The following is a 26,203-nucleotide window of genomic DNA, read 5'->3' as shown; positions in this document are numbered from 1 at the left end:
GCCCTAACTAGGCAGGTCGACGGCACATGCGCAACGCACCTCCTGAACCGTGGCAGGTGCTCTCAAGTTGAATAGGCCGGAGAGCCCGCGTTCTACTCTCGACGCCCGGATTGCATCCTTGATGGCAAAGAAAACCGAATTCGCAAGCACCAGGGGCGGCTCGCCGACTTCCTTGGCGGAGAAGATCCCCTGATCGTCCGGTGGGATGTTGACGACCGATGGATCGTTTCGCGGAAACAGCGACACATTGAATTCGAGCGGAATCGTGACCTGAGCAGGGATCTTATATCGCCATGTGTTGGTCGTATTGAGTTGCCCCTTCTCGTTTCCTGCATTGGTTTCAGGCTGATAGACGAGATCTTCGGTCATGAGGAAGCCTATGCCCTGGACAAAGGCGCCCTCGACTTGCCCGACATCGAGCGCAGGATTCAGGCTCCAGCCAACATCGTAAACGACATCGGAACTCAATATCTTGGTCTCACCGGTGAGGATGTCGACCTCGACAACCGAACAGGCTGCCGAGTAGGTGAACCCCACGAACTGGTTCTGCACATCTGTGACCGTTGGGACGTTCGCCCGGGTGATGCCTGGGATATTCGGCTGATCTCCGGCCTGCTTGAAGGTCAGGACCGGCATATCGAAGTCGCCGTGCTCGATATTGGCGTTGAACGTCGCGGTCAGCGGCAGTCGCTGTACATAGGCGTAATTAACCAGGTTTTGCCAGATCAAGGCTGTGTTGTTGTTGATGGTGACTTCCGTGTTCCAGCCGGCCTCGCCATAGTTCCAGAAGTCAAACCCGTGCGCTTGACACCAGTCATTTCCATTGTCTTTGAGCAGCCTATAGCCGAATTCGGTCAGCTCTTGCCGAAGCTGCTCGCAGGTGCGTTTGACCGCCTCCGCACTATAGGGCGTTCCCGTCGAGGCGCCGGTGCTGCTGGTGTTGGGAGTCGTATCCGTTTGCGGACTTTCCACATGGATGAGCGACTGTGGAATATTGAGCACATACGCAGCCACCTGCCTGGCCTGGGTCAACAAGCCCTGGCCCATGTCGACGCCGCCCTGATGAATGACCAGCGAGCCGTCCGACTGGTTGACGACGACGATCGCGGGGGATTGCTTCAATTGCTCGAAATTGTATCCCGACCCGTATTTGACGGGAATGAGCGCAATGCCTCGCTTCCTCCATTTGTTCTGCGCATTGTAGGCTTGGACGTCCATAAGCTTATATTCGAACTGACATTTTGCCTTCAGGTAGTTCCAGACCTCCAGCATGTAACAGGCAGTCAGGGTTTGGCCGTAAGGAGTGACTTCACCCCGCTGGTAAAAATTCTTCTCCCGTAAATCCTCTGGGCGAAGGCCAAGCGCGGTCGCGGCATCGTCTATCAGGTTCTCAAGGATATTGGTCGCCTGAACGTCCCCGAATGCTCTCATCGCCGTATTTGGCGGCGTATTGGTCCTGCAAGCATCGATCTGGCTCTCGAAGTTGTCGATCATATAAGCGTTATCGATGCGGGTCTGGATGCAGTTCGTGACCACGAAGGAACAGTCATAATATGCGCCACCGTCTGCCCAGAGAGTCAGATGCGTGCCCTTAATCCTCCCCCTGTCTTCCGGACGCGCCGAGCCGTCATCGACGGCTATCTGTCCCACTCCATAAAGGGCGTGCCGTTTGCCGATCATCGTCATATCGCTGTCGCGAGCCATCGCCAGCCGAACGGGCGCATCCATCACTGCCGCGGCCACGGCCGTCGGCCCCGTCGTGAAACGCGCCTGCTCGGTTTTTCCGCCAAAGGCGCCACCCAGCAATCGCGTCTGGATCTTGACCTTGTTGTATTGTCGTCCCAGTGCCGAGGCGACTGTCTGATGCATCTCCATCGGACTCTGGGTCGATGAGTTGACGATGATCCTTCCTTCGTCCGCCGGAATTGCCAGGCAGGCTTGCGTTTCCATGTAGAAGTGCGCTTGACCGCCGGTTTTCTGGTTATTCACCACCCGAATGCAATTCGCTCCGTCGACAGGCACGTTGTCTGTCGTCACTGGTTCTGCGTCGAAGTCGCTCGGGATGGCTGGCTGGGAGGCCATCCAATCAAATCGGCTGCGCAGGCGGGTCACCTTCCAAATGTGGCAGAGATACGCTGCTGTGGATGGAGTGTCCGGGAAGATACTCTCCTTTGTGATGGCGTCCTCAATCGTCAAGATCGGTTCTTGCCAGTTCGCATCCCAATTGATCGGCTGATAGCCGAGGCAATGTTCGGAAACATAGTCGGCAATCAGGTTGGCATCCTCCTCGGTATCGGCAAGCACCATTGCGATCGCCTGCCCGAAATAAAGAACGGAGCCTTCGGCAAACATGGGTTGATCGCCGCCCATGCCTTGGAAATTGGCAGGCCGGACCGGTACGTCCTCGCATGTCAGCAGTCGGCGGAAGTGCGGGAACATGTCCGCCAGCTTGTCGTTGAGATCACCGGGTTGAATCCCGTAGCCTTCCCACTGGAATGAAAACCGGGCCAGGGCATTGCGGCTCTGCACAAAAGCGGCATGCAAGGTTCCTTGGGGATAGGCGAGTTCGTGGGTATAGTGTGTGCGGCCCGAGCACTGCTCCAGAGCCGTCGTTTTGACATATGGCTGACCGACTGGCGCCTTGAAATTCTGCGCCGTGTAATCCTGGCGGCCATCGCTGACCGGCCAGGTTCCCCAGGTCATTTCTCCGGCGGAATTGGCGTTGACCGGCATGGCGAAGCCCAGTTTTACAAAGACCGCAACTCCCGCCTTGTAAAGCATCGCGACGGCAAGGTTCGCCTTGTACTCGTCGGTGAAACCTTCCCATGGAGCCTCGCTCCTTCGAGCTGCGGAATCCGCCAGAGCTTGCGTTACGTCTGCCTTGAGTTGCGCGCAGGCGGACAGCAGGTTTTCATACGAGAAGATACTGCCAGTCGAAAACGAGTTCTCAATGGCCGATGCCCTCCAATACGAGGCATTGATCCCTCCGAATATAATCTTGGAAGGGCTATCCAAAGTCCCCGATTGGGTATCGACATCGAATGAAATGAACGAATTCACGATCGAATGCGAATTCACCTCCCGCAGCGCCGCCTTCTGGGCAAAGGAGTGATAGCGCTCATAAAGATCCGTGATGGAAGTACGGGCGGGAGTGATCTGAAAGCTGACGACTACAATTCTGCTCGGGAACGTGGGATCAGTCTGGATCTTGGCAAGCAGCGTATCGACCTGCTCGGTCGACTGCTGTCCAGGTACTCTATTGACGAGATCCAGTTCGTAATAGGTGATCGTCATGTTTGTGCCGATCAGGGCAAGCGTCAGGTCAGACGGGAACGGTTCGCCGCTGCCGTTCGCGATGTGGTGGAGCCAAAGCATGAAGTTTCCGCCGATCGAAGCGGCATTCCGCACGATCCGTCCAGCCGTTCGTTTCGCCATGTACAGGATGGCGGCAAAATCGGGAGAGTCATCGTCGAGGTTGGTGATAAATTCGATGAGCTCACTGTAGGTGGTGGCGGCGGGAAGCGTGTAATCAAGCTGGTCGTGAAATGCCGGGCTGGGTTTGCCTTGCAGTTCCTGCACGTATCGCAGGTCGATAAAGGCATCGACGGTTTCGAATTCGGTCTTGTAGACCCCGTAGGACGTTCCGCCGTGAATGAAACGGAATGTCTTGCCGCTATTCGTAAGGTCGGCCGCGTCCGCTGCCAGTTCATCCATGTTCGATGGTGTAAACCATTGCACCGACCCCGGGACATCTAGAGGTTCCACCGGAAATGGCGAGGCCGGTGCGTCGATTTTGACCGGTGTACCTTTCGGAATATCGATTTCCGGGTCCTCCAGGCACTTCATCCGACTGTCCTCATCTTCCGAGTTCCAGTCGCTGGCCATCGTTTTCATGCCGGTGAGGATTGGGCGATATCCCGTGCAACGGCAGAGATTGCCGTCGAAAATGTCCTCGATATCTTGCTTGGTGGCCTGGGGGTTGTTCGTGATGAACTCCGACATGTTCATCACGAATCCAGCACTGCAATAGCCGCATTGGCTGCCATTATTGCTTGAGAGTGCATGGGCAACGGGATTGATTTGAGAGATATCGGGCCCGGCGGCAAGTGCGAGATCACCCTTGGTGCTTGCCTTCACCAGCCTGACCGCTTCGATCAGGCTGGAGGGTAAGGAATCGTGGAAATCCGGGCCACCGCGTGAGGCCGTCGGATGATGGGCGGGATAAGCGGCCAACGAGGCGGCCAGGCTGCCTGTCCCCTCGATCGTTGTAATCGCCATTCCATTCAGCGAGCAGAGCCGGCGCAGGCAGGAATTGATGGCGCGGTGCCTGATGAGACCCCCATCCGGCCAATCAGAAAGAATGACGGTGCAGCCACCACAGCCGCCTTGCCCGCAGGGCTTTTTTGTACCCGTTAGCCGCACCTCGGGTGATCGCAGATAGTCAACGAGCAACATCGAGGGAGAGGGACTTTCGATAGTCACCGATTTCCCATTGAGATAGAACTGCAAGGTGGATGTGGTGGCTGTCATTTACCGCTCCTGGCTGGCTACGATGAAAATTCGCCTTCACAATGGAGGGATTGCTCCGCTGGTTGTGAATCGGTGCGCCTATCTAAGGTTGCCTAATCTGCCGGAGGAACCGGATTTTACCAGCACTAATTCATGCGCGGCCTGTCCGAATTATTAGGGCGCTGCTGCGTGAATTGAGGCGCAAAATCGGCAATTCGGAGCGATGCAACCTGATCATCGGGGCGGGCAATGGCCGTTGGGTGGTTGTATTGATGATGCTGGTTTTGAAGGAAGAGAGTGAACTAATTTCCTTTCGGTCCGCATTCCGGGAGCTCAGATGGCCCCCGTCCTGCAGCCAAGCGCAAAGGTGTGAAGCTCATCTGCGTTCGATATCGAGCGCTCTTTAAACACCAGGCAACCGCGGATCATTGGCGAACGACAGGTAGTCTCACGCGGACCTCAACACCCTGGTTCATGACCGGGCGGGGAGATATCACGTCGATGGTGGCTCCGACCCGGTCGGTGATCACCTTGACGATCGCGAGTCCCAGGCCCGCACCGCCGATCTTGCCAGTGCCGCGCTCGAACCGGCGCGTCAGCCGGTCCATCGCCCCGGCCGGAAGCGGCGGTCCATCGTTTGCAATGCAAAGCATGCCGTCCGCCTCAAGCGTCACTTCGACCGGACGATCCTGCGCACCATGTTTCAATGCGTTTTCGATGAGATTGCGGGCGAGAATGCCAACTGCGTCGGGATCGAGCAGCGACAGCACAGGCGCTGCCGGCAGGGTGAGCGCGAGCCGCCTCTCGCCGGCCTGCTCGAAATCCTGGGTGATCATCTGGACCACGATCCGAAGGTCGGAGGGCTCGTCGGCACGAAGCCTACCACCTTCTGCACGCGCGAGCTGCATCAGCTTCTCCGACATGCGCATCAGCCGCTTGAGCGTTGTCTCGATCTCGTTCGCACGCTGCGCCGTCAGCGCTTCCTTCGTCTCGGTGCGGACGCGCTGTGCCTGCGCGATCGCACCGGCAACAGGGGTCCGAAGTTCATGCGCCGCGTTTGCCGCGAAGGTGCGCTCAGCATCGAAAGCGGCCTTCAGCCGGGCGAGAAGCTGATTGATGCCGGCGGAAATAGGCCGGAGTTCACTCGGCAAGCCATTGTCCGGCAAAGGTGACAGATCCTGTGCTCCGCGCAGGGACAGTTCCTGTCGGAGAGCGCGGACCGGACGCAGCGAAACCCGGACCGCGAACAGGATCGCCACCAGACTGAGCGGAATGACGATAAAAAGCGGCAACAGCAGACCGAGCAGCATTTTCTGCGACAGCTCCCGGCGGTGATCCAGCGGTTCGGCCACGGCGATGGTCAAGTTGCCGTCAGCGCTTGCCGTATAGTAGAGCTGATGTGTCCGGGTCCGGAAAAATCCCTGTCTCTCAAATGGAGGAAAGATCGAGGCGTCCGCTCCCCGCGAACTCAGCAACACACGGCCTTGCTTGTCGCGCAGGAGGAAGGTGACATCCTCGCCGTAGCGAGCTTCTCGTTCAGGTCGCGCGTCACGACTGATGTCGTCTTCGTCATCATCGTCGATGCTTTCACGTCCCGGATGTCCCTCTCGAAGGTCATGCCGGGCGATCGGCAGGATGCGTTCCGCAGTCGCTTTCAGACCGTCGTCAAAAACCTCTTCCATTTCCTGTCCGAGTCGATGCGCGGTGGCGATGGCGGCCGCGAGCCAAAGGACGGTCACGGAAACGCCGACCGCGATCGCTAGCCGGGCCTGAAGCGAGGACATCATCTTCATGGCCGCCCCAATCGATAGCCCAGTCCGCGCTCGGTCTCGATCACGTGCGCGCCGAGCTTCTTGCGCAAGCGGCTGACATGGACCTCGATAGCGTTGCTGTCGATTTCCTGGTCGAAGGAATAGAGCCGTTCCTCAAGCTGCGATTTCGACAGCAACTGGCCGGGACGCTGGACGAAGGCCTGGAACAGCACCCATTCGCGCGCTGTCAGAACCACCGGCTTGCCGTTAAGCCTGACGCTGCGGGCGGCGAGGTCGATTTCCAGCGGTCCAAGCGTAACGATCGGGTTCGGGTTCCCCGTATAGCGACGGGCGACAGAGCCGATACGGGCGGAGAGTTCGGCAAGGTCGAAGGGCTTGACCAAGTAGTCGTCCGCGCCGGCGTTCAGCCCGGCGATCCGGTCGGAGACCTGATCCAGCGCCGTCAATATGATCACGGGGGTGACGTCGCCGCGGGCCCTCAAGGCCTTGAGGAAGGGAATGCCGAGGCCGTCGGGCAACATCAAGTCGAGCAGTACGAGATCGTAGGCGGTCGTGGCGAGCGCATCGCTCGCCTCGTCGAGGCGACCCATCCAGTCGACGGAATGACCATCCGCGGCGATCTGATCCCGGATAGCCGCCCCCAATGCCGTATCGTCCTCGATCAGCAGAACTCTCATGCCGGATTTCTCCCTTTACCCTCCTCTCTAGTCCACCCGGCAGCTTACGGGAAGCTGAAGCAAAGTTCCGGCGTCTGTCAGGTGGCGGTCAGTTTGCGGGCTGAATGATCGTTCCGACAAAGAGAGGAAATGACGATGAAGACCGGCATCCTGCCAGCCGTGGCCCTTGCAATCATGGCGGCAACGTCAGCCCAGGCAAGGGAAGATTGCGACGCTCCGCTCCGCGACTGGAAAGGACGCGAGGCGGTCCGCGCACTTGCCGAGGAACGCGGCTGGACGCTGAGACGCATCAAGATCGATGACGGCTGCTACGAGGTCTATGGCACGGACCAGACCGGTCGTCGCTTCGAAGCGAAAATCGATCCAGTGACGCTCGATGTCATCGAAATCGAGGAACACCACGGCCACCGGTGATCCCGATGGTCGCCAACCCCAAAGGAGATCCACCCATGATCAACCGCAGACTTCTTCTTGCCGCTGTCGCCGGCACCGCCATTCTCGCCGCCTTCGCCAGCCAGGCCCTGCCACTCGATGAACTGAGATTCAACGGCACAAGGAATGACATCGTAAAGGCGGACTACCGCGAGCACGAGAGCAAAGGCCATCGTGAGGGACATCGCCGCCACGGCGACGAGGACGGCCGCTACGCTGCCCACGACGATGATGATGATGATGATGATGATGACGAAGGCCGTGCTGCCTACGGCGATCGTGGCGCTCCCGTGCAGCAAATTACCAATCCTCCGGGCAACGGCCTCTTCATGCCCGGCAGCAAGCCGCGTGCCCAGATGAACTGACAAGTCCCGAACCGGAGAATAACAATGAGGATCAAATCCTTTCTGGCCATGCTGGCTGTCACAACCGCACTGACGGCGCCCGGTCTTGCGCTTGCAGGCGAGGTGACCTTCACCACCAATATGCGCAGCTACGGCGGAGACGGAGCCTATCTCGCCTATTACGTCACGGATGCGCAGGGCAAATATGTCGGCAGCCTGTGGATGGCCGGCGGCAAGGCCCGTTACTACGAGCACCTGAGCGGCTGGTATCGCGCCACAGGTGGCGACACGGGCGAAATCAGCGGCATTACCGGCGCCAGCGTCGGTTCCGGCCGCTCGCTCAAGATCACACTCGATCTTGCCGATACGCTCTTTGATGCCGGCTATCAGTTGCACATCGATTCCGCCGTCGAAGACATGCGCGACAGCCCCAACGAGGTTGTCGTGCCGTTGACCTCGGCCGGATCTGGCCAGGCGGCCACGGGCAGCCGCTACGTCGCCGACTTCACCTATACGCGTTAATCACGAAGGAAAATTGCCATGATCCGGTCGCTCCACCGCTGGTTCGGGCTGGTCGCCGCTGCGCTCCTCACAGTCATTGCCTTGAGCGGTACGGCACTTTCGGTCTTCCCGACCTCCGAGGCGCTCACTACCCCTGCCGCTCAGCAGATCAGCGTGGCCAAACTCGCCGCGCGGATCCAGGCCGTAGAACCCACGGTGGAGCAGATCAGGCGCGCACCGTCCGGCCGGATCACGGCATACTATTTCGATGGCGACCAACCGGTTTCCTCCGTCATCGATCCGGCAACGGGCACGCCCGTCGGCAGCGCCGACACATCCGGCCTCGAGCGGTGGCTTACCGATCTGCATCGCTCGCTGTTTCTCGGCGATACCGGCCGCCTCGTAGTCGCCGGTGGAGCAGCGGCGATGCTGACGCTGGCCCTCTCCGGTCTTTTGCTGCTGGCACGCCGCGCGGGCGGCTGGCGCCATATCCTGAAACCCGCCAAGGGTACGGGCGATAGACGCCTTCATGCGGTCATATCGCGGCTTGCGCTACCCGGCCTCCTGCTGTCGTCGCTGACGGCTCTCTGGATGACCGCCGCAACGTTCGGCTATCTGCCCGAGGGCGCCGGCGCTCCGCCCTTTCCGTCGGAAGTCAGCGGCGCTACGGGCATTCAGATCGCCTCGATAACCGTTCTGCAGGAGACCCCGGTCGGCACACTTCGTTCTCTCAGCTTTCCTGCTGCCGGCGATGCAACCGACGCGTTCACCATCAAGACGGATGCGGGCGAAGGCTATATTGACCAAGGCAATGGCGAACTGCTGGCCTGGAACGATGCGAACTGGTTCGATCGCGTGACGAATTTCCTCGCCATGCTGCACACAGGTCAGGGCATGGCCTGGCTCGGCCTGCTTCTCGGTCTCTCCGCGCTTTCCGTTCCCATCCTCTGCTGGACAGGCCTGGCCGTCTGGCTCAGGGGGCGTGGTGAACGGAGGGGAGCTTCGGCTCCAGCAAATCACGCCGACACCATCATTCTTGTCGGCAGTGAGGGCGGCGCGACCTGGGGCTTTGCCGAAACGCTTCGGAAATCCCTCTCCGAGCAGGGCATGCAGGTGCATGTTGGACCCATGTCGTCATTCAATCCGGCGCGATGGACCAGCGCCCGGCGGTTGATCTTGCTTGCCGCGACCTATGGCGACGGCGAAGCTCCGGCATCGGCGCGCGGCTTTATCGAGTGCTTCCGACGTACACCCGTCAGGCAGGGTCTTTCGCTTGCCGTTCTCGGCTTCGGCGACCGCAGCTTCCCCGCTTATTGCGGTTTCGCGGCCGACGTCGCCCGGGCCGCGGAAGAAAAGGGCTGGGACACGCTGCTGCCCTACGACACCGTGGATCGCCAGTCGCCACAGGATTTCGCCCGTTGGGGCCGCGATCTTGCCCGGACACTCGGTCTCGGCTTCGAGCTCAACCATCTGCCGACCAGACCGAAGGCCTGGGAACTGTCGCTGATCGCGCGCCGCGACTACGGCGCAAACGTTCAGGCGACCACCGTCATCCTGCGCTTTTCCCTGCCGAAGACATCCTTCCGGCAGCGCCTGACCGGCAAGGCGTTTCTTCGGTTCGAGGCGGGCGACCTGGTCGGCGTCCTGCCCGAAGGTTCGGACGTGCCGCGCTTCTATTCGCTCGCTTCGGGCACAAAGGACGGGTTCCTCGAGATCTGTGTCCGCAAGCAGCCGGGCGGCCTCTGTTCCCGGCAACTCACGGCACTTGAGCCGGGCCAGTCGGTGACCGCCTTCGTTCGCTCCAACCCGGGCTTCCGTCCGGCACGCGGTCGCAAGCCGGTCATCCTCATCGGTGCCGGTACCGGCCTCGGACCGCTTGCGGGTTTTGCCCGTGCAAACAAGGCGAGCCGACCCATGTATCTCTATTTCGGAACCCGCCATCCGGCGAGCGACGCCCTTTATGCGGAGGAATTGTCGAACTGGAAGACGGAAGGCCGTCTGGCGGACGTTGCCACCGCTTTCTCGCGAACCGCGAACCCGGCCTATGTTCAAGACATCCTGCGCAAAGACGGCGCAAGGATCGGCAAGCTGATTGCGGCGGGCGGCCAGATCCTGGTCTGCGGCGGTCGTGAGATGGCAGCGGGGGTGGCCACTGCTCTTTCCGATATCCTGGCGCCCCAAGGCGTCAGTCTCGCGACACTCAAGGCGGAGGGCCGTTATGCCGAAGACGTTTACTGATCTCACCCGTCATGCCCTGAACGGGCCTTCCATGGGGACCCGCTGGTCGGCGCTCTTCCACATGCCGGGCGACTTCAAGACCGTAGAAGTCCACGCTGCCATGGCGGACGCTGTTGCAGAGGTCGACCGGCAGATGTCCATATGGAAGCTCGAAAGCGATCTCAATCGCCTGAACGCTGCCGCATCCGGCGAATGGGTAGCCCTCCCCGAACACCTGATGAAGGTGCTCGGGATCGGTTTGGCCATCGGCGAAGCTTCGGGCGGAGCCTTCGACATCGGCATGGGCGACGCCGTCGCCGCCTGGGGTTTTGGAGTTGCAGAGGCTGACGAAACGGCAATAAAGGTTGCCCGCCTCGCACGCCGCAATCCGGCCTATGACATGCTGGAGCTAGATCCGGCCAATCAGCGAGCGCGCAAACATGCCGACATGCGCCTTGACCTCAACGGCATCGCCAAGGGCTATGGTGTCGATCGGCTGGCGGAAACCGCAAGCCAGCACGGCATAGAAGCGGGCCTTTTCGCGATCGACGGAGAGCTGCGCGCGCTCGGCAAGCAGCCGGATGGCAGAGGCTGGGCGATTGCGGTCGAGAAACCTGATCTTCACGAACGCGCCGCGCATTCCATAATTGAGCTTACGGATTCAGCTGTCGCTACATCCGGTGACTATCGCCATTGGGTGGACGTCGGCGGACGCCGCCTCTCCCACACAATGGATCCACGGCTCGGGATGCCGCTCAAAGAGCCACCCGCCTCGGCGACGGTGATCGCAGGAGATTGCACGAGCGCCGATGCCTGGGCGACCGCGATGATGGTTCTCGGCAAGCAGCAAGGGCTGGAATTAGCTGGGAAGCTTGGCTTGTCCGTGCTTTTCCTCTGTTACGACCGCCAAGGAGAAGAACCGACACCAGGTCCTCCTGGATGGTGAGTGACCTCGCAGGATTGGTCAACCTTCCGCTTTCGGCCGCCTTCCGGGCGTTGAAGGCATATTCCGGCAGTTCGTGCTGGATGCGGAGCGCAAATAGCTCACGGGGTGCGGTCCTTATGATCGTGTCCTCCATGCCGGCCGTGGCCGTGGAAGAGGTGCATGAGCGGGCAGGCCAGCAGGAGGAGGTATGGTGCGAGACCCAATGCATGGGCCCAGTGTTCGCGGAGGATGAAGAAAACGACGATGACGGCGAAGGAGGCCGCCATCAACAACCATACGCGGGATGAAGTCATAGCCGAGCACTCCTGAGCCTGAGGGAGTTGCCGATCACGCTGATGGAGGACAACGCCATAGCGGCAGCAGCGATGATGGGAGACAGCAGGATGCCAAAGGCGGGATAGAGGATGCCCGCCGCGACAGGGACGCCCGCTGCATTGTAGATGAATGCGAAGAAAAGGTTCTGGCGGATGTTCCGCATCGTCGTCCGGCTTAACTGTCGGGCGCGTGCAATACCCTGGAGATCGCCCTTCAGGAGGGTGACCCCCGCGCTTTCGATGGCCACGTCTGTTCCTGTACCCATGGCGATGCCGACATCGGCGGCGGCAAGCGCCGGGGCGTCGTTTACGCCGTCCCCGGCCATCCCAACGATCCGGCCTTCGCTACGAAGCCGGGCGACAATCTTGCTCTTGTCTTCTGGAAGAACTTCCGCCTCGACTTCCGAAATGCCGAGCTTGCGGGCAACGGCCTGAGCGGTCGTTTTATTGTCGCCGGTCAGCATCACCACCCGGACGCCTTCGGTGACGAGCTGTCGTACGGCTTCCGGCGTGGTTGCCTTGATGGGATCCGCGATGGCGAAAAGACCGATCAGGACACCGTCGGCGGCCATGAGGATCACCGTCGCGCCTTCGTTGCGAAGTTCCTCGGCTTTCGATGCCATGCCCGACACATCGATATGGGCCTCGGCCATGATCCTGTGGCTGCCGAGGACGAGCTTCCTGCCCTCGACAGTGCCCGTCACGCCTTTGCCGACTGGACTGTCGAAATCCTGGGCATCGCCAAGGGGAACGCTACGTTCATGCGCGGCATTGACGATGGCAAGCGCCAACGGATGCTCGCTCGACCGTTCCAGAGTGGCCGCAAGCCGGAGCAACTCTGTTTCGGAAATACCTTCGCACGGTTCGATTGCCGTGACCTTCGGTCGCCCCTCGGTCAAGGTTCCGGTCTTGTCCACAACCAGCGTATCGACCTTCTCGAAACGTTCCAATGCCTCTGCGTTCTTGATCAGCACGCCGAGCCTCGCGCCGCGTCCGACACCAACCATGATCGACATCGGGGTCGCCAGACCAAGCGCGCAGGGGCATGCGATGATCAGGACGGCGACAGCCGCGACCAGGCCATGGGCGAACTTGGGCTCCGGACCGATCAGCATCCAGGTAATGAAGGATGCGATGGCGATTGCGATCACTACCGGAACGAACCAGCCGGACACTTCGTCCGCCAGGCGCTGGATGGGAGCCCGGGACCTCTGTGCCTCGGCGACCATCCGGACGATCTGCGACAGCATCGTATCGCGCCCGACCTTTCCGGCTTCCATGACGAAGCCACCGGTCTGGTTCATCGTCCCGCCGATGAGTTTTGAACCGACCTCCTTGGTCACCGGCATGGATTCCCCGGTGATCATGGACTCGTCGATGGAGCTTCGTCCTTCCAGAAGGGTACCGTCGACTGGTATTTTTTCGCCGGGGCGAACGCGGAGCCTGTCTCCGACGGCCACCGCGTCAAGACCGATGTCCTCGTCGGCACCGTCAGCCCTCACGCGCCGCGCCATCTTGGGGGCGAGATCGAGAAGGGCACGGATCGCGTCGCCTGTCTGTTCGCGGGCTCGCAACTCCAGAACCTGACCGAGCAGCACCAGGACCGTGATTACGGCCGCTGCCTCGAAATAGACGGCGACCGCGCCTTCGGCGGAACGGAACGTGTCCGGAAAGATGCGCGGCAGGATTGTCGCCACGACGCTGTAAATCCACGCGACCCCAGTGCCCATGGCGATGAGGGTGAACATGTTGAGGTGGCGCGTCACAATGGACTTCCAACCCCGCTCGAAGAACGGCCAGCCTGCCCAGAGGACGACGGGGGTGGCTAGAGCCATCTGGATCCAGTTCGACGTTTGCGCACCGAGGAGCATGTGGAGGTTCGTCAGGTGACCGCCCATTTCCAGCGCAAGCACCGGAAAGGTCAGCATCAGCCCGATCCAGAAGCGACGCTGCATGTCGACCAATTCCGGGCTTGGCCCCGTCTCGACCGCAGGCATTTCCGGTTCAAGCGTCATGCCGCAGATGGGGCAGTTACCTGGTCCTATCTGCCTGACCTGCGGATGCATCGGGCAGGTGTAGACCACGCCTTCTCCGATAGAGGGTTGTGACGGAGCCTTTGCAGGCCCCGTCTTGTTCGTTTCATGCTGATGATCATGATCGTGGTGGGCATGTCCATGATGGTCGTGTGCCATGTCGGTCTCCTGATCAGATCGCGCCGTCATAGGTGATGAACGTCATCATACCCGTGGCCATATGATAGAGGTGATGGCAATGGAGCGGCCACCGTCCGGGATTGCGGGTATCAAAGTCGACGACGATCTCTGCCATCGGCGTCAGCATCACGGTGTCCCGGACGGCTCCGCTCAGGACTTGGCCGTTGATACCGACGACCTGGAAATGATGTCCATGCAGATGCATGGGATGGGCCATCATCGACATATTGCGCATGATGAGCCTTACCCGCCGGTCTTTGGCTACATTCAGCGGTTCGCTGGTTTCGAGGCTCCAAGTGTAGGTAGCCATGTCGCCGGTTAGTGCCATCACAAATTGATGGTCGGGCGACCGGGCGGCAAGAGGTGTCGCAGCCCGGAGTTCTTGCTCCAGGCCGAGGTCGAGAGCGGGACCGGTTCCCGAAGCTGTGGAGTCGATCTTTTCAACGGTCGTATCCCTGGTCGCGAGAATGATGCCGGTCTGCTCCCTTGCACCTTCGCGCAGTGCCAGGACCGGGTACGAACCGGAGCCTGGAGGAAGCTCCAGCCGGATGTCGAGGCGTTGACCCATCGAGATCGGGAAGTGGCTGGCCGAGATGGGCGCGATATCGATGCCGTCCACAGCTATAAGGCTGCCGACAACGCGTCCGGTATCGATGGTGAAGGCGGTGGCGGTTGCACCGTTGATGATCCGCAGGCGAACTCGGCCGCCGTTCTCGATCCTGACGACCTCCGGGTCGTCAAGGGTGCGGTCGTTTGCGAGATAGGCGTCGTATTCGATGTCGTTGAGGTCCATAGTCGACATGCCCATCCCCGGCGTGCCGTTCCTCGGCATCTGATGCTGACCGTGCATGTTCGTCATCATCGACATCATGGCTTGATGATCCATCGGCATTCCGCCGTGACCCGAACCGCTACCCTTCAGTCCCTCCAACAGTTCTTCGGGTGACTTGAAGGAGAAATCGTGAAGCAGGATGACGACCTCCTGTTCATCGCGGGCGCGATCCTCGGCAGTCCGCACGATCAGAGGTGCGGCGAGCAGGCTCTGTTCCTGCAGGGTGTGGGCGTGCATCCAATGGGTGCCGCCGGGACCGACAGGGAACTCGTAGTCCCGTATCTCCTTGCCGGGAAGCAGAGCGGCCGGATTGTCCGGAACACCATCCATCTGCCACGGCGGCGTCAGGCCATGCCAGTGGATGAGGGTGCCTTCGGATGTCTCGTTGATGAGGCGGACGTTGAAATCGGCGCCCGCGTCCAGAGTGAGGCCAGGGTTCCCATTGCGGTCAGCCAGTCCGAAGACGGACGCGGCCTTGCCATTGACCTCCAGGATTCTCCTTCCGATGACCAGATCAGTGGGAGCGGGATTTGCATAGGCGGGGGTGAAATTGAGGATAGGCGAGACGGCTGCCGCACTGGCCAGCGTCTTCAGGAATTGACGGCGATACATGATATGCCTCTCGATCTGTGTCGGCGTGCCGACAATGCTGATGAAGGAAGTTGGCTCACCGGTCAGGCGAGCATGTCATCAGGCAGCAGGTCGAGGAGGCTCCAGCCCGGGGGAAGGCACCTGTCCCAGGAGATGGTCGTGCAGTTCACCGAACCGGGCGATCATAGGTGTTTGCCGCACCGCGACGGTATTCCGCACCGGGATGATGAGGACACACGCGCCGCAGACATCAGCGCAGCAGGCTTTGTCCGCCGGAGCCGGCTCTCCTTTCGTGGAACGGTACTCCTCCACGTTGTTATGGCTGATGGAGGCGTGCTCGCTGGAGCAGGGCCGAAGCAACGCATGGGATGCCCCGGCACCGAAAAGAACGGCGACTGCGATGAGCGCCGCGACCGCACTCCAGATCAGCCTTTTCTGCATGCACAGATCCATTCTCAGCTCATTCCCGCCGCTGTCACATGCTAATAAAAACGGTTGCTGCCGGCTTTGACCTTCGTCAAACAGGCTGGCTGCCTACTAGATCCAGGATGGAGATGTTGAGCCTTCCAACAGGGGAAGGTCAAGAAGACCTTTGCGCCTGATTGACGCCCTCGGGACCGAATGGATATGGCGCAGGCAGGACGTCATTCTTGTCGAGGATTGCTATCTCGGCTGGCGGGAGTCGTTGCGAAATCTGGCAAGGCTTGTCGAGCCGGTGATTAACGAATAGCGCGCCGAGTCGCTTTCGTCCCCTCCACAAACAGGCAGGCTATCCTTGTTCCATCTTCTCGCGTCAATTCGCAGGCATATCGGAGGCTCTCCGATTTCTGAAGATATCTGAGACGGGCCGTCACCATTTCTCCAGGTACGATATTGCCCGTGAAGAAGGCATCTCGGCGGGTCAAGGAGCCGATTTCGTCGGGAAACCATGTTTCAACGGCGCGGTCTGCAATTGCCTGGAATTCCGCGAAATAGAACAGGCCGGCGCCGTTGAACTCCTGATGGGGGCTTGGCCTGAAGCTATGGCTGAGCAGAGCCGCATCGAACGGGATCGACATGCCGAGATGGCTCTCGGCAGTTCCGCGGCGGAAGGAGGCCGCCGTGGCTGCGAGCTCGCTCCTGGTAAACGGTTCGGCCAGTGCTCCCCAATGGCCCACTCTCGCCAATGTGCGGTTATCGCCCTCAACCGTGCGATGGACGAAAGCGGAAACGAGCTCCACTTCACCGATGCAGAAGCCGCGGATTTCCAGCCAGTGACGGCTGGACCATTGCGTCCGGGACACTTGTGCCACGGACGAGCGGATGGTCAGGACGTCATTTGCCGCGGCGAGTTCAAGGCGCGCCTTCCGCAGCGACGTCGCGCATAGGGAGGCATAAACCTCCCGACCATCGGGCGTTCGGAAGTCCGCGTTCTCCATGCCAAGCCGCATGGCCAGCAGCACCCAATGCCGGTGCCCCAGTTCCTTCATCAGCCAGGTCTCGGAAAGACCGTAAGGATTGAGGTGCGGCATTCCGAGAAGGACATGAGGTTCGAGCGCACGTTCCATCAGCTCGCGGGGAGAAGGCGCGTGTGGCGAGATATCGATGGCGAGGTGCAGCGTCAACGACTTGCCGCCTGCCTGAGCGCCGGCTGACCGGCTTCCAGATAATCGGCGAGATGGTCGACGACATGCTCGGCATCCTTGCCGACGGCGAGAAACCGACCGGACCCCCAGGTCCAGAGCCAGGGCAGGCCCAGCACATAGACGCCGTCGATGCCGGTCACCCCCCGCCGCTGGACGGGGTAGCCGGTGCCATCGAAGATCGGCAGGCCGACATAGGACCAGTCCGGACTGAAACCGGTCGCCCAGATGACTGAGGTTACGTTTTCGACCTTGAGATCCAGTTCGACGGGTTCGCTCGACGGCTCCCAGAGGGGCATGTAGACGCTTGCCGGCGGCGCATCGATACCTTTCTCGGCGATATGGCGGTCGATCAGTGCGTTGATGCCATTATAGACCCGGTCGGCCGCGTCCAGATTATCCTTCAGATTCGGTGAGAACAGCATTTTTCCTGCCGCCACGCCAGACATGCGGCCATAGAGCGACATGCCTTCCAGTGCAAACTTCCTGAGGTCGATGTCGCGTCCGCCATCGCGGCCGGTGAGGTAATGATTGGTGTCGTGCTTCTTTTTCGTCATGCCGTCATGTTCGACGGTGATGTCGTACTGGCCGACGTCGGAGAGCCAGTCGACGACGTCGCGGCCGCGGTAGAAGCGGGCGCAGCGCGGTGCGTTCCCGGTGACCATATGTACTTTGCGGCCGGCAAGATGCAGGTCCTCGGCGATCTGGCAGCCGGACTGGCCGGAGCCGACGACGACGACAGCGCCTTCCGGCAATTGGTTCGGATTGCGGTAATCGATCGTGTGGAGCTGAACGATCTCTTCCGGCAGGCGCTCGGCGGCGCGCGGGATCGCAGGCCGGCTATAAAGGCTGGTGGCGAGGATAACGCTGTCGGCGGTGACCATACCCGCCGAAGTCTCGACCTTGAAGAGATCGCCGATTTTTTCGACCGAGGTGACTGCCGTGCCTTCCAGAACCGGCGCATTCACCTTCTTCACGAAGCGGTCGACATAGGCAAGGATCTCGTCCTTGACCATGAAGCCGTGCGGATCGTCGCCGTCGTATGGATGATCGGGAAGCTGGCACTGCCAGTTCGGTGTCACGAGGCAGAAGGCATCCCAGCGTTCGTCCTTCCACTTGTGGGCAACAGTCTTTTTTTCGAAGACGACGTGATCGATATCGTGCTTCTTGAGATAATGGCTGGCTGAAAGCCCGGCCTGCCCGCCGCCGATGACGACGGCACTATAATGCGGCTTGAGGGACAAGGTCATTGGGAGAGATCCTTTCAGAGGATGAAGCTTTGGCAGCGGACACGCGCTTCGGCGTCGTTGAGGAAAAGTGCGCCGGCCGTCTCGATGCGGGCAAGCTGGCCGCGTGCGAGTGAGCAGGGATAGCCATATTTCGCTTCGACGCGATCGCTGGCGATGGTCAGCGCCTTGCGGCTCAAGTCGAGGAATTCGCGGATCGGGTAGGTCCGGCCCTCTTCAAAAAAGTCCTTGATGACCAGCGAAGGGGAATAGCAGGTTTCCTCCCGGCCATCCGGCCAGGCGATGACGAACCGCATTTCAGGCATTGGCAGCCTCCTTCAATGTCGCATAGGCGGAGAGATGGGCCTCGGCGACGCGGCGCCACGAGAACCGGCCAGCGACCTCCAGGCCACACGGGATGACGCGCTCGCGGATCCGCGGCACGAGGGAAAGCGCCATGGCTTCAGCGATCGATGCCGGATGATGGGGATCGCACCAGATCGCATCGTCGGCGGTGAGGTATTCGGTGAATGGCGCGATCGAAGAGACGATGACCGGCACGCCGCTCGCCATTGCTTCCAGTACCACCAGACCGAAACCTTCCTTCAGGGAGGGGAAAACCAAGGCATCGGCAAGCCGGTAGAGATTGGGCATATCATCGTCCGCGACGGGGCCGATCAGATGCACGGCGGCAGCATTATCATGCAGCAGGGCGAGCTCGGACCGGAACTCTTCCTGGTAACCGCTGTGATCGAGCAGCGAAGCTCCGCCCGCGACGACAAGCAGGGCATCGGGTCGAACGGCGAGGAGCTGGCGGAATGCCTCGAGAATGCCGATCGTGTTCTTGCGCGCCTCCACGCCGCCGATGCTGAGGAAGATCGGGCCCGGGGGCAGCTTCAGGCGGTCGCGGAGCGCCGTCTGCTCACCGCTCCAGACAGGCGCGAAGCGTTCGACATCGACGCCGTTGCCGACAACGGTGGCGTTAAGCCCGCGGTCCCACAGCACCCGCTGCCATGCTGCACTGACGGTGAAGAAAATGTCCGCCGGATCGATGGAGCGGTCCTGCAGCTCCATCAGCCGGGGATCGGCAAACTGATCGATATGGTGGACGGTCCGGGCAAAGAAGGGGATGAGGCTATGTTGCTTGAGCGTCGCAAGCGCATTGCCGGAAATCCCGTCATGGGCGTGAAAGATATCAAAGTGGCGGGCTGCGGAGCTTTCGAAATGTCGTACATAGTCGGAGATCCGCCGTTCTACCATCGCCGTCATGTCCGCAGGTGCCGGCTCGACCGGAATGCACATGGTCCCACATGCGGGTGTGCGGAAGAAGCCCGTTCCCTTGGCATCCGGCGCATGCAGCACGACCTCGTGACCGAGAATGGTCAATGCCTCGGAAAGCTGCATGGCGTGTACCACGCCGCCGCGCGGATTGGTGGAATGGGCCAGCATGGCGATGCGGAGTGGGCGAATCATGCGGCATCCTCCCGTCGCCCAAGCCGCAGGAGCGGCGTTTCGGCATGGTCGCGGATAACCGCGCGGTTGCCATCGGCATTGATGGCGACCTCGCTGCCGGCAGTGACGGTGCCGATGACGGCGGCCACGATGCTGCGCGCGGTGAACTTCTGAAGAACGGCTTCGGCATTTTCCGCCGAGGTGGAGATCAGGTAGCCGAAGCTCGGGAAGGTGGCGAGCCAGCGGTCGAGCACAACACCATCCGGAACGGGAATGGCGGAAACATCGATCTCGATGCCGACGCCGGAACATTCCGCCAGCATGATCGCAGTGCCGGGAATGCCGCCCTGACTGATGTCCTTGGCGGCAAAAGCCAGCCCGGCCTCGGCGATTTCGGGCAGGATTTCGAGATCCCCGCGCAGTCGGGCAGGCGGGGCGTCTGTCGCCGCCTCCCAGTTGTTGAAAGGTTCGCGGTAACGACCACGATGGTCGATCGCGGCGATCAGCAGATTGCCGGGCTTTGCGTCGAAGCTGGTCAGCAGTTTTTTTGCCCGGCCGAGGATAGCGACGGACAACTGTCCGCGATCAGTGCGGATATTCGTGTGTCCGCCGACGATCGGCACGCCATAGGCCCTTGCCGCCGCCCGCAGCCCTTCCAGAACAGGAGTGGCACCCGCCTCGCCGTTCGCCCAGACAGCATCGACGACCGCGACCGGTCGTCCGCCCATGGCAGCGACGTCGGAGATGTTGACCATCACACCGCACCAGCCGGCGAACCAGGGATCGGCGGCGACGAATTCGTTGATGAAGCCCTCGATGGCGAAGAGGAGGAAGCCGTCACCATCCGGCAGCGCGGCGCAATCGTCGCCGACAGCAACCGGCTGGCCGGCAAGGCTAAGGCCGGCGGCGACCGTGCCGATATCCGCCTTGGCGGCGATGCCCGAAGAGGCGGCAAGTCTGGCGGCAAGCGCCGGGATATCGATCGCCGCCATGGTCATGCCGCCTTTTTCGGGAGGGCGACGAAGCCTGCTTCCGGCTTGGGGCAGGGCGGATACCAGGCGAGATCCGCCCTCATCCTGAGATGCGGCTTGCCGTAGATCTCGAATTCCTCGACCACGTCCCAGTGCAGGCGGCGGAAGAGCAGACCGTTCTGCACCTGCACATTGGCGAGGAAGGTATGGCAGCCCATGGCGTTGGCCGATGACACGGCGAGCTTGATGAGCGTTGCGCCGAGCGCACCGATCTTGCGGAAATCTGCATGTACCGCGAGCCGTGAGCCCCACCAGAGGCCAGGCTCGGCCTGATGGATGCGCACCGTGCCGACCAGCCTGTCGGCTGTGACGCCCATCATCGAGAGCGCGACGATCGGGATTGCTTGGTCGTCGATCGCATCACGATCGTCGCCGTCGAAGATCCTTTGCTCTTCGCAGAATACGGCGCGGCGGAGCGCATGCGCCTCCTGCCGCTCCCAAGCGGATCTCGCGAACTTCACCTGGAATTCGCCGGCCTGATAGGGTGCGAAGGGCTCGAAGATCATCTGGCCAGCATCCTTTCATAGGTGGAAAGGGCCGAGCAGGCGCCGCATTTGCCGCAGCCCGCCTTGATGTCGACAGCCTTCAGGCCGCCGTCGACCAGCATTTTCGAAAGGGGGGCGAGGATCGAATGCATGAAATCCGGCTTCGGCGCCGGTTGGCTTTCGAGCGGCGTTCCCGAGATGGGAACAAAAGGCACGACGAAGGGGTAGACGCCGATCGCCACCAGTTTCTCGCAGATGTCGAGGATCGCTTCGCGTGTGTCGCCGAGGCCGGCGAGAATATAGGTCGAAACCTGGCCTCGGCCGAAGATTTCCACGGCCGCCTTGAAGGATGCCATATATTTGCCGATCGAGACCTGCGCCTTGCCGGGCATGATGCGGGCGCGGACCTCCGGCGTGACGACTTCGAGATGCATGCCGAGCGCATCGACGCCTGCTCCCTTCATGATCGAAAACCAGATGTCGTCTTCCGGCGGTTCGCATTGCGCCTGGATCGGCAAGTCGACGGCCGCCTTGATGGCGCGGGCGCTTTCGGCAAGCACGGCCGCGCCGCGATCCGGTCCTTTCGGCGTGCCGGTCGTCATGACCATGTGCTTGACATCGTCCAACTCGACGGCGGCTTTCGCAACTTCCGCCAGTTGTTCCGGTGTTTTGCGGGCGATAGTGCGGCCGGCGGCCAGCGACTGACCGATGGCGCAGAACTGACAGGTTTTCGTGCGGCTTTGATAGCGGATGCAGGTCTGGAGCACGGTCGTCGCTAGTACATCGCGGCCGTGCAGAACAGCGATCTGCGAATAGGGAATGCCGTCTGCCGTTGAGCGTTCGTAGAAGCGCGGGCGGAGCGGGAACGAGACCTCACCGAGGATAAGCCCGTCGCGGCTGATGCGGCTCTTGCCCGTCTCGTCCGGTTTTTCGACGAGATAGGGGCTTTCGAAAGCCGGCGCTGTGTGGACCGGCACCATGACCGTCACGCCGTCTATGGTCATCGGTTTGTGGTCGGAAGGGCCGGCACCGCCCCGGCGGCTCTCGTGCCCTGCCTTCGGATCAACCAGCCTGGCTCCGAAGGACTGCAACTCGTTGATCAGGATCTCGGTCGGAAGACGCGTCGTCGTGGTGTCCATCGGTGCTGCTCCTAACGGGTGCGGTTTCGAAAGAATTCTGGGATGCGACCATCGGTGCCGCGGCGCGGCCGTCGATGACGAGATGCAGGAGTTCGGGGCGGGCATAGTGGCCGACCGAATCCATCATCCGCTTGCGCTTGACGATGAGGCTCATGTCGAGGTCGGCGATGAGGATGCCCTCGCCCTCGGTGATCGGCGGGGCGAGGTGTCTGCCTTCCGGCGAGACGATCGCCGTCATGCAGCCGCCGCGCAGCGCCTTCTGCAGGTCTTGGTCCGGTGTGATCGAAGCGATCTGTTCGTCGGTGAGCCAGCCGGTGGCGTTAACGACGAAACAGCCGCTCTCAAGCGCGTGGTGGCGGATCGTCACTTCCATCTGCTCGGCGAAGATCGGCCCCACCATAGAGCCCGGGAACTGGGCGATATGGATCTCCTCGTGCTGTGCCATCAGCGCGTAGCGGGCGAGCGGATTGTAATGCTCCCAGCAGGCGAGTGCGCCGAGCCGGCCAATGCTGCTTTCGACCACCGTCAGGCCGGAGCCGTCGCCCTGGCCCCAGATCATCCGCTCATGGAAGGTGGGCGTGATCTTGCGGCGCTTCAGGATGAGCTTGCCGTCGGCATCGAAGAGAAGTTGGGTGTTGTAGAGCGAGCCGTGGTCGCGCTCGTTGACGCCAAGCGCCACGACGATGCCATGTTCGCGGGCGGCGGCTGCGACCGCATCGGTCGCGGTGCTGGGAACGCTGACGGCTTCCTCATAGAGGCGCAGATGCTCGCGGCCGGAAAGGACCGGAGGCAGCACGAAGGAGAAATAAGGATACCAGGGGACGAATGTCTCGGGAAAGACGATGAGTTCCGCCCCTTTAAACGCCGCTTCGCGGATCGTTTCCAACACACGGGCAAGGGTTTTTTCGCGGGAGGTGAGGTCCGGCGCGATCTGCGCGGCTGCGGCCCTTACCATCGATTTCCTGGCGATCGTTTTGTTCTCCATGACGGAATCCTTCGGTTTCAGATGAAGGAGGCGGAGGAGACTCCGCCCCCCGCCGCTCAGAGCGTCCAGGTGTCGAGGATGAAGGCCCCGTCGCGGCGGTGGATGAGGATGAGGTCCAGCACGTCGAGCGGGCTGATCGGCGTAATGCCGGGGATCAGTGACGGTTCGCCATGACCGTAAAGCGCCTGCAGCGCAAACCGGCAGGCATAGACCTTGCCGCCTTCCTCCATGAAACCCTTGAGTTGGTTGTTGAAATTGAGGTGGCCGGGGAAGGCTTCCGAACCGAGTTTGGGGAAGCCGCGCTGCACGCCGAGCGTAACGCCAGGGCCGTAAAGCAGGACCGAGGTCTCGAAACCCTTCCGCTTGAGGCGCTTTGCCTGCAGCAGGTTTACGAGGCCGATCGAACCTTCGAAGGCAACGGTGTGGAAGGTGATGAGGGCTTTTTCGCCCTCCTTGGCCTGAACGTCTTCGAAGACCTTTTCCTCGTAGTCGACGAAAAAGTCCCCATCAGCATGGGCCGGTGCGGTAACTGCGGGCATGAATGGCTCCTGTGTTTGAAGTCAGGCCCCGTTGCGGGGTACTGCCATCCAATTGCAAGCACCGTGCCAATATTGAGTTTGCCTAAAATACAGTCAAAATACCAATTTTTACATTCAATTATGCGATCAATGGCGGGCGGCGGTTTTTGTATGGGCGAAATAACGAGCAGTTCCCTGCAAAAAACGAGATCAGTAATGAATGAAATGAATGCATTCAATATGCGATCATTGCGGTAGAGGTTTGCCGCTGTAGAGAAAGTTTCGCGCGTGCAGGGCGTGCGGTGCGGCGCAATGTCCGTTTTTTGAACGTGACATCGGTATAGGGCAACAATATACGGTCAATTGTACCTGATTTACCGGATGCCGCATGCCATGAAGACCTGGACACCCGATCTGACCCGCAGCAATGGCCCTCGCTATATGGCGATCGCCGATGTCATCGAGATGGATCTGAGAAGCGGGCACCTGGTTGTCGGGGACAGGCTGCCGCCGCAGAGGGATCTCGCCAGACAGCTCGAGATCGACTTCACCACCGTGGCACGCGGTTATCTGGAAGCACAGAAGCGCGGCCTCGTCAGTTCGCATGTCGGACGTGGAACTTTCGTCACCGGCGGTGCCGACAGGGAGCGTCGCGGCTTTGTTTCCGATGCGACTCCCGATCCCCGACGCACGTCCGTCGTCGACTTTTCCATGAACATGCCGCCGGAGCCTGATGATCCGGATCTCATTGCCCGCATGCGGGAAGGGCTTTCCGCCGTTGCCACAAACCTTGTCCCGCTTCTGCGCTATCAGGGTTTTGGTGGCGCGGGTATGGATAAGGAGGCGGCTGCCGCCTGGCTCAGCCGGCGTGGTCTGGTGCCCTCGCAAGAGCGTATCTTCGTGACCCCCGGCGCACATCCCGCGCTGCTTTCCATCTTCGGCATGCTGGCCAAGCCCGGCGAGACGGTGCTCTCGGAAAATATCACTTATCCGGGCATGCGCTCGATCGCTGCCCAACTCCGATTGAACCTCTCAGGCCTGCCGATGGATGAGGAGGGGATCATCCCTGCCGCTTTTGCCGAGGCCTGCGAGATGAGAAAGCCTAAGGCGCTATATCTCAACCCCACGCTTCAGAATCCGATGACGCTGACGATTCCGGAAAAGCGCCGGGAAGAGATCTGCGCGGTTGCGAGGAAATACCATGTTCCGATTGTCGAGGACGACGCCTACGGTTTCATTCCGCAGCATGCGCCGCCGCCGCTTGCAACGATGGCGCCGGATCTCACCTGGCACATCGGGGGGCTTGCCAAATGCATTGGCGCCGGTCTTCGGCTCGCTTATGTCGTGGCGCCGGATACCAAGGCTGCTTGGCCTTTCGTGAGCGCCATGCGCGCGAACAGTGTCATGGCTTCGCCGCTCTCGGTGGCGCTTGCCACCCGCTGGATCGAGGACGGTACGGCTGACAGTATCCTACGGTTCATTCGCGCGGAGGCGGCTGCCCGCCAGGAGCTTGTGGCTGATATTCTGCCAAAGGGAAGCTATCGCGGCGATCCGATCAGCTTCAACATCTGGCTGCCGCTGACCGGAGGATGGACCCGCTCCACCTTCGGCAGTCACATGCGCTCTTCCGGTATCGGCGTCGTAGCGAGCGATGCCTTCACCGTGGATGGCCCTGCGCCGGAAGCGGTCCGGGTGTGCCTCGGCGGCCCGATTCGGAGGGATACCCTCAAGGGCGCCCTCGAATTCATGGGGCATGCGCTCGAGAATTCGCCCGAAATGGCAGGCTCCTTTTTCTGATTCGATCCTTCATCATTGCGAGGCGTGATGCCCCAGGATGGCTGCGGCGTTCTGGCCAATCGACATATTGAATGCAGTCATGTATGAAAATGATTGCATTCAATGTGCTTGTTGAGTGGCTTTACAAGGAATGACGTCATGGACAACGAATGGCCTCCTCTCCCTCCGATGCAGACCGGTGTTCGCGGCCGTTGCCCGCGTTGTGGCCAAGGGCACCTCTTCAAGGGTTTCCTGACGCTCAATCAAAAGTGTGAAGCGTGCGGACTGGATTACTCATTCGCCGATCCGGCGGACGGTCCGGCTTTCTTCGTCATCTGCTTCGCCTGCGTGCCGAGCGTCCTTCTCGGTGTCTGGCTGGAGGTACAGTTCCAGGCGGCCTGGTGGGTCCACCTTCTGATCACCATCCCTTTCATGCTGCTGACCTGCATCCCGCCGCTTCGGCTGCTCAAGGGGTGGCTGGTGGCGAGCCAGTATTTCTACAAGGCGGAAGAGGGAAAGCCTGTTAGGATCTCGCCTTGAGGGTCAGCCGGGTGAAACCGTCAGAAGTAACCATGTTGGCGGCGAGTGTTCGGCACCTTGGCCTCGTCATTGCAGTCGAAG

At 60.9% G+C, this 26,203-nt stretch carries 23 protein-coding genes and 1 pseudogene; 8 read left to right on the top strand and 16 right to left on the bottom strand.

Going from position 1 to position 26,203, the window contains the following annotated elements:
* Positions 1-3 precede the first annotated feature (3 nt).
* From ABK249_RS13540 to ABK249_RS13530, 3 genes are all read right to left on the bottom strand, one after another.
* Positions 4-4,530, bottom strand: a complete 4,527-nt coding sequence (locus ABK249_RS13540; protein ID WP_227704139.1) for a molybdopterin cofactor-binding domain-containing protein — start codon at positions 4,528-4,530, stop codon at positions 4-6.
* A gap of 404 nt (positions 4,531-4,934) precedes the next feature.
* Positions 4,935-6,302, bottom strand: coding sequence for a sensor histidine kinase (locus tag ABK249_RS13535; protein WP_227704138.1), 1,368 nt, complete (start codon positions 6,300-6,302; stop codon positions 4,935-4,937).
* Positions 6,299-6,958, bottom strand: coding sequence for a response regulator transcription factor (locus tag ABK249_RS13530; RefSeq protein ID WP_227704137.1), 660 nt, complete (start codon positions 6,956-6,958; stop codon positions 6,299-6,301). The genes ABK249_RS13535 and ABK249_RS13530 overlap by 4 nt, the downstream gene beginning before the upstream one ends.
* A gap of 129 nt (positions 6,959-7,087) precedes the next feature.
* On the opposite strand from ABK249_RS13530, the gene ABK249_RS13525 reads away from it, so the two are divergent.
* Genes ABK249_RS13525 through ABK249_RS13505 form a run of 5 tightly spaced genes read left to right on the top strand, consistent with a single transcriptional unit; the run spans position 7,088 to position 11,398 of the window.
* Complete coding sequence (locus ABK249_RS13525; RefSeq protein WP_227704136.1) at positions 7,088-7,372, top strand: PepSY domain-containing protein; 285 nt, start codon at positions 7,088-7,090, stop codon at positions 7,370-7,372.
* Between the two features lie 35 nt (positions 7,373-7,407).
* On the top strand, positions 7,408-7,755 hold the full coding sequence (locus ABK249_RS13520) for a hypothetical protein (RefSeq protein ID WP_227704135.1): 348 nt from the start codon (positions 7,408-7,410) through the stop codon (positions 7,753-7,755).
* A 30-nt stretch (positions 7,756-7,785) separates the two neighbouring features.
* The gene (locus ABK249_RS13515; protein ID WP_227705220.1) at positions 7,786-8,256 is read left to right on the top strand and encodes a DUF2271 domain-containing protein; all 471 of its coding nucleotides are present in this window, start codon (positions 7,786-7,788) and stop codon (positions 8,254-8,256) included.
* Between the two features lie 18 nt (positions 8,257-8,274).
* Complete coding sequence (locus ABK249_RS13510) at positions 8,275-10,473, top strand: PepSY domain-containing protein (RefSeq protein WP_227704134.1); 2,199 nt, start codon at positions 8,275-8,277, stop codon at positions 10,471-10,473.
* Entirely contained in the window at positions 10,454-11,398 is a 945-nt protein-coding gene (locus ABK249_RS13505) for an FAD:protein FMN transferase (protein WP_227704133.1), read from the top strand. The genes ABK249_RS13510 and ABK249_RS13505 overlap by 20 nt, the downstream gene beginning before the upstream one ends.
* 98 nt (positions 11,399-11,496) lie before the next feature.
* On the opposite strand, the gene ABK249_RS13500 is transcribed toward ABK249_RS13505, so the two are convergent.
* The 4 genes from ABK249_RS13500 to ABK249_RS13485 all read right to left on the bottom strand — a co-directional run bounded on the left by ABK249_RS13500 (position 11,497) and on the right by ABK249_RS13485 (position 15,789).
* Positions 11,497-11,691 carry a DUF2933 domain-containing protein gene (locus ABK249_RS13500; RefSeq protein WP_081952881.1) on the bottom strand — a complete coding sequence of 65 codons (195 nt, stop codon included), beginning with the start codon at positions 11,689-11,691 and terminating at the stop codon, positions 11,497-11,499.
* On the bottom strand, positions 11,688-13,904 hold the full coding sequence (locus ABK249_RS13495) for a copper-transporting P-type ATPase (protein WP_227704132.1): 2,217 nt from the start codon (positions 13,902-13,904) through the stop codon (positions 11,688-11,690). Before ABK249_RS13495 ends, ABK249_RS13500 begins: the two co-directional genes overlap by 4 nt.
* 13 nt (positions 13,905-13,917) lie before the next feature.
* Positions 13,918-15,369, bottom strand: coding sequence for a multicopper oxidase family protein (locus tag ABK249_RS13490; protein ID WP_348863141.1), 1,452 nt, complete (start codon positions 15,367-15,369; stop codon positions 13,918-13,920).
* A gap of 78 nt (positions 15,370-15,447) precedes the next feature.
* Positions 15,448-15,789 (bottom strand): hypothetical protein, encoded by a 342-nt coding sequence (locus ABK249_RS13485; protein WP_037153331.1) that lies wholly within the window; start codon positions 15,787-15,789, stop codon positions 15,448-15,450.
* 199 nt (positions 15,790-15,988) lie between these two features.
* Between ABK249_RS13485 and ABK249_RS13480 the strand changes: the two are divergent.
* Positions 15,989-16,078: pseudogene (locus tag ABK249_RS13480) on the top strand (toxin); the annotation flags it as partial.
* Here the strand turns inward: ABK249_RS13480 and ABK249_RS13475 are convergent.
* Genes ABK249_RS13475 through ABK249_RS13435 form a run of 9 tightly spaced genes read right to left on the bottom strand, consistent with a single transcriptional unit; the run spans position 16,068 to position 23,827 of the window.
* On the bottom strand, positions 16,068-16,952 hold the full coding sequence (locus ABK249_RS13475) for a Pnap_2097 family protein (RefSeq protein ID WP_320443033.1): 885 nt from the start codon (positions 16,950-16,952) through the stop codon (positions 16,068-16,070). The pseudogene ABK249_RS13480 and the gene ABK249_RS13475 sit on opposite strands and share 11 nt — an antisense overlap.
* A complete protein-coding gene (locus ABK249_RS13470; protein WP_037153329.1) occupies positions 16,949-18,220 on the bottom strand; it encodes an MSMEG_0569 family flavin-dependent oxidoreductase in 1,272 nt (423 codons plus the stop codon). Before ABK249_RS13470 ends, ABK249_RS13475 begins: the two co-directional genes overlap by 4 nt.
* A 14-nt stretch (positions 18,221-18,234) precedes the next feature.
* Positions 18,235-18,522 (bottom strand): MSMEG_0570 family nitrogen starvation response protein, encoded by a 288-nt coding sequence (locus ABK249_RS13465; RefSeq protein ID WP_037153326.1) that lies wholly within the window; start codon positions 18,520-18,522, stop codon positions 18,235-18,237.
* The gene (locus ABK249_RS13460; RefSeq protein ID WP_227704130.1) at positions 18,515-19,669 is read right to left on the bottom strand and encodes an MSMEG_0565 family glycosyltransferase; all 1,155 of its coding nucleotides are present in this window, start codon (positions 19,667-19,669) and stop codon (positions 18,515-18,517) included. The genes ABK249_RS13465 and ABK249_RS13460 overlap by 8 nt, the downstream gene beginning before the upstream one ends.
* Positions 19,666-20,640, bottom strand: a complete 975-nt coding sequence (locus ABK249_RS13455; protein ID WP_348863140.1) for a sll0787 family AIR synthase-like protein — start codon at positions 20,638-20,640, stop codon at positions 19,666-19,668. Before ABK249_RS13455 ends, ABK249_RS13460 begins: the two co-directional genes overlap by 4 nt.
* A gap of 2 nt (positions 20,641-20,642) precedes the next feature.
* The gene (locus ABK249_RS13450; RefSeq protein ID WP_227704128.1) at positions 20,643-21,185 is read right to left on the bottom strand and encodes an MSMEG_0567/Sll0786 family nitrogen starvation N-acetyltransferase; all 543 of its coding nucleotides are present in this window, start codon (positions 21,183-21,185) and stop codon (positions 20,643-20,645) included.
* On the bottom strand, positions 21,182-22,303 hold the full coding sequence (locus ABK249_RS13445; protein WP_227704127.1) for an MSMEG_0568 family radical SAM protein: 1,122 nt from the start codon (positions 22,301-22,303) through the stop codon (positions 21,182-21,184). Before ABK249_RS13445 ends, ABK249_RS13450 begins: the two co-directional genes overlap by 4 nt.
* Positions 22,227-23,288, bottom strand: coding sequence for a Nit6803 family nitrilase (locus ABK249_RS13440; protein WP_265105711.1), 1,062 nt, complete (start codon positions 23,286-23,288; stop codon positions 22,227-22,229). The genes ABK249_RS13445 and ABK249_RS13440 overlap by 77 nt, the downstream gene beginning before the upstream one ends.
* Before the next feature lie 56 nt (positions 23,289-23,344).
* Positions 23,345-23,827 (bottom strand): MSMEG_0572/Sll0783 family nitrogen starvation response protein, encoded by a 483-nt coding sequence (locus ABK249_RS13435; RefSeq protein ID WP_037153320.1) that lies wholly within the window; start codon positions 23,825-23,827, stop codon positions 23,345-23,347.
* A gap of 372 nt (positions 23,828-24,199) precedes the next feature.
* On the opposite strand from ABK249_RS13435, the gene ABK249_RS13430 reads away from it, so the two are divergent.
* Complete coding sequence (locus ABK249_RS13430; protein WP_227704126.1) at positions 24,200-25,603, top strand: aminotransferase-like domain-containing protein; 1,404 nt, start codon at positions 24,200-24,202, stop codon at positions 25,601-25,603.
* 138 nt (positions 25,604-25,741) lie between these two features.
* Positions 25,742-26,122, top strand: coding sequence for a DUF983 domain-containing protein (locus ABK249_RS13425; protein WP_037153318.1), 381 nt, complete (start codon positions 25,742-25,744; stop codon positions 26,120-26,122).
* Positions 26,123-26,203 lie beyond the last annotated feature (81 nt).

Origin of the sequence: Neorhizobium phenanthreniclasticum (assembly GCF_040066075.1) — a bacterium.
Taxonomy (GTDB): domain Bacteria; phylum Pseudomonadota; class Alphaproteobacteria; order Rhizobiales; family Rhizobiaceae; genus Neorhizobium; species Neorhizobium petrolearium.
The sequence above is the reverse complement of the archived record's forward strand: the minus strand, read 5'-3'. Positions and strand labels throughout refer to the sequence as shown.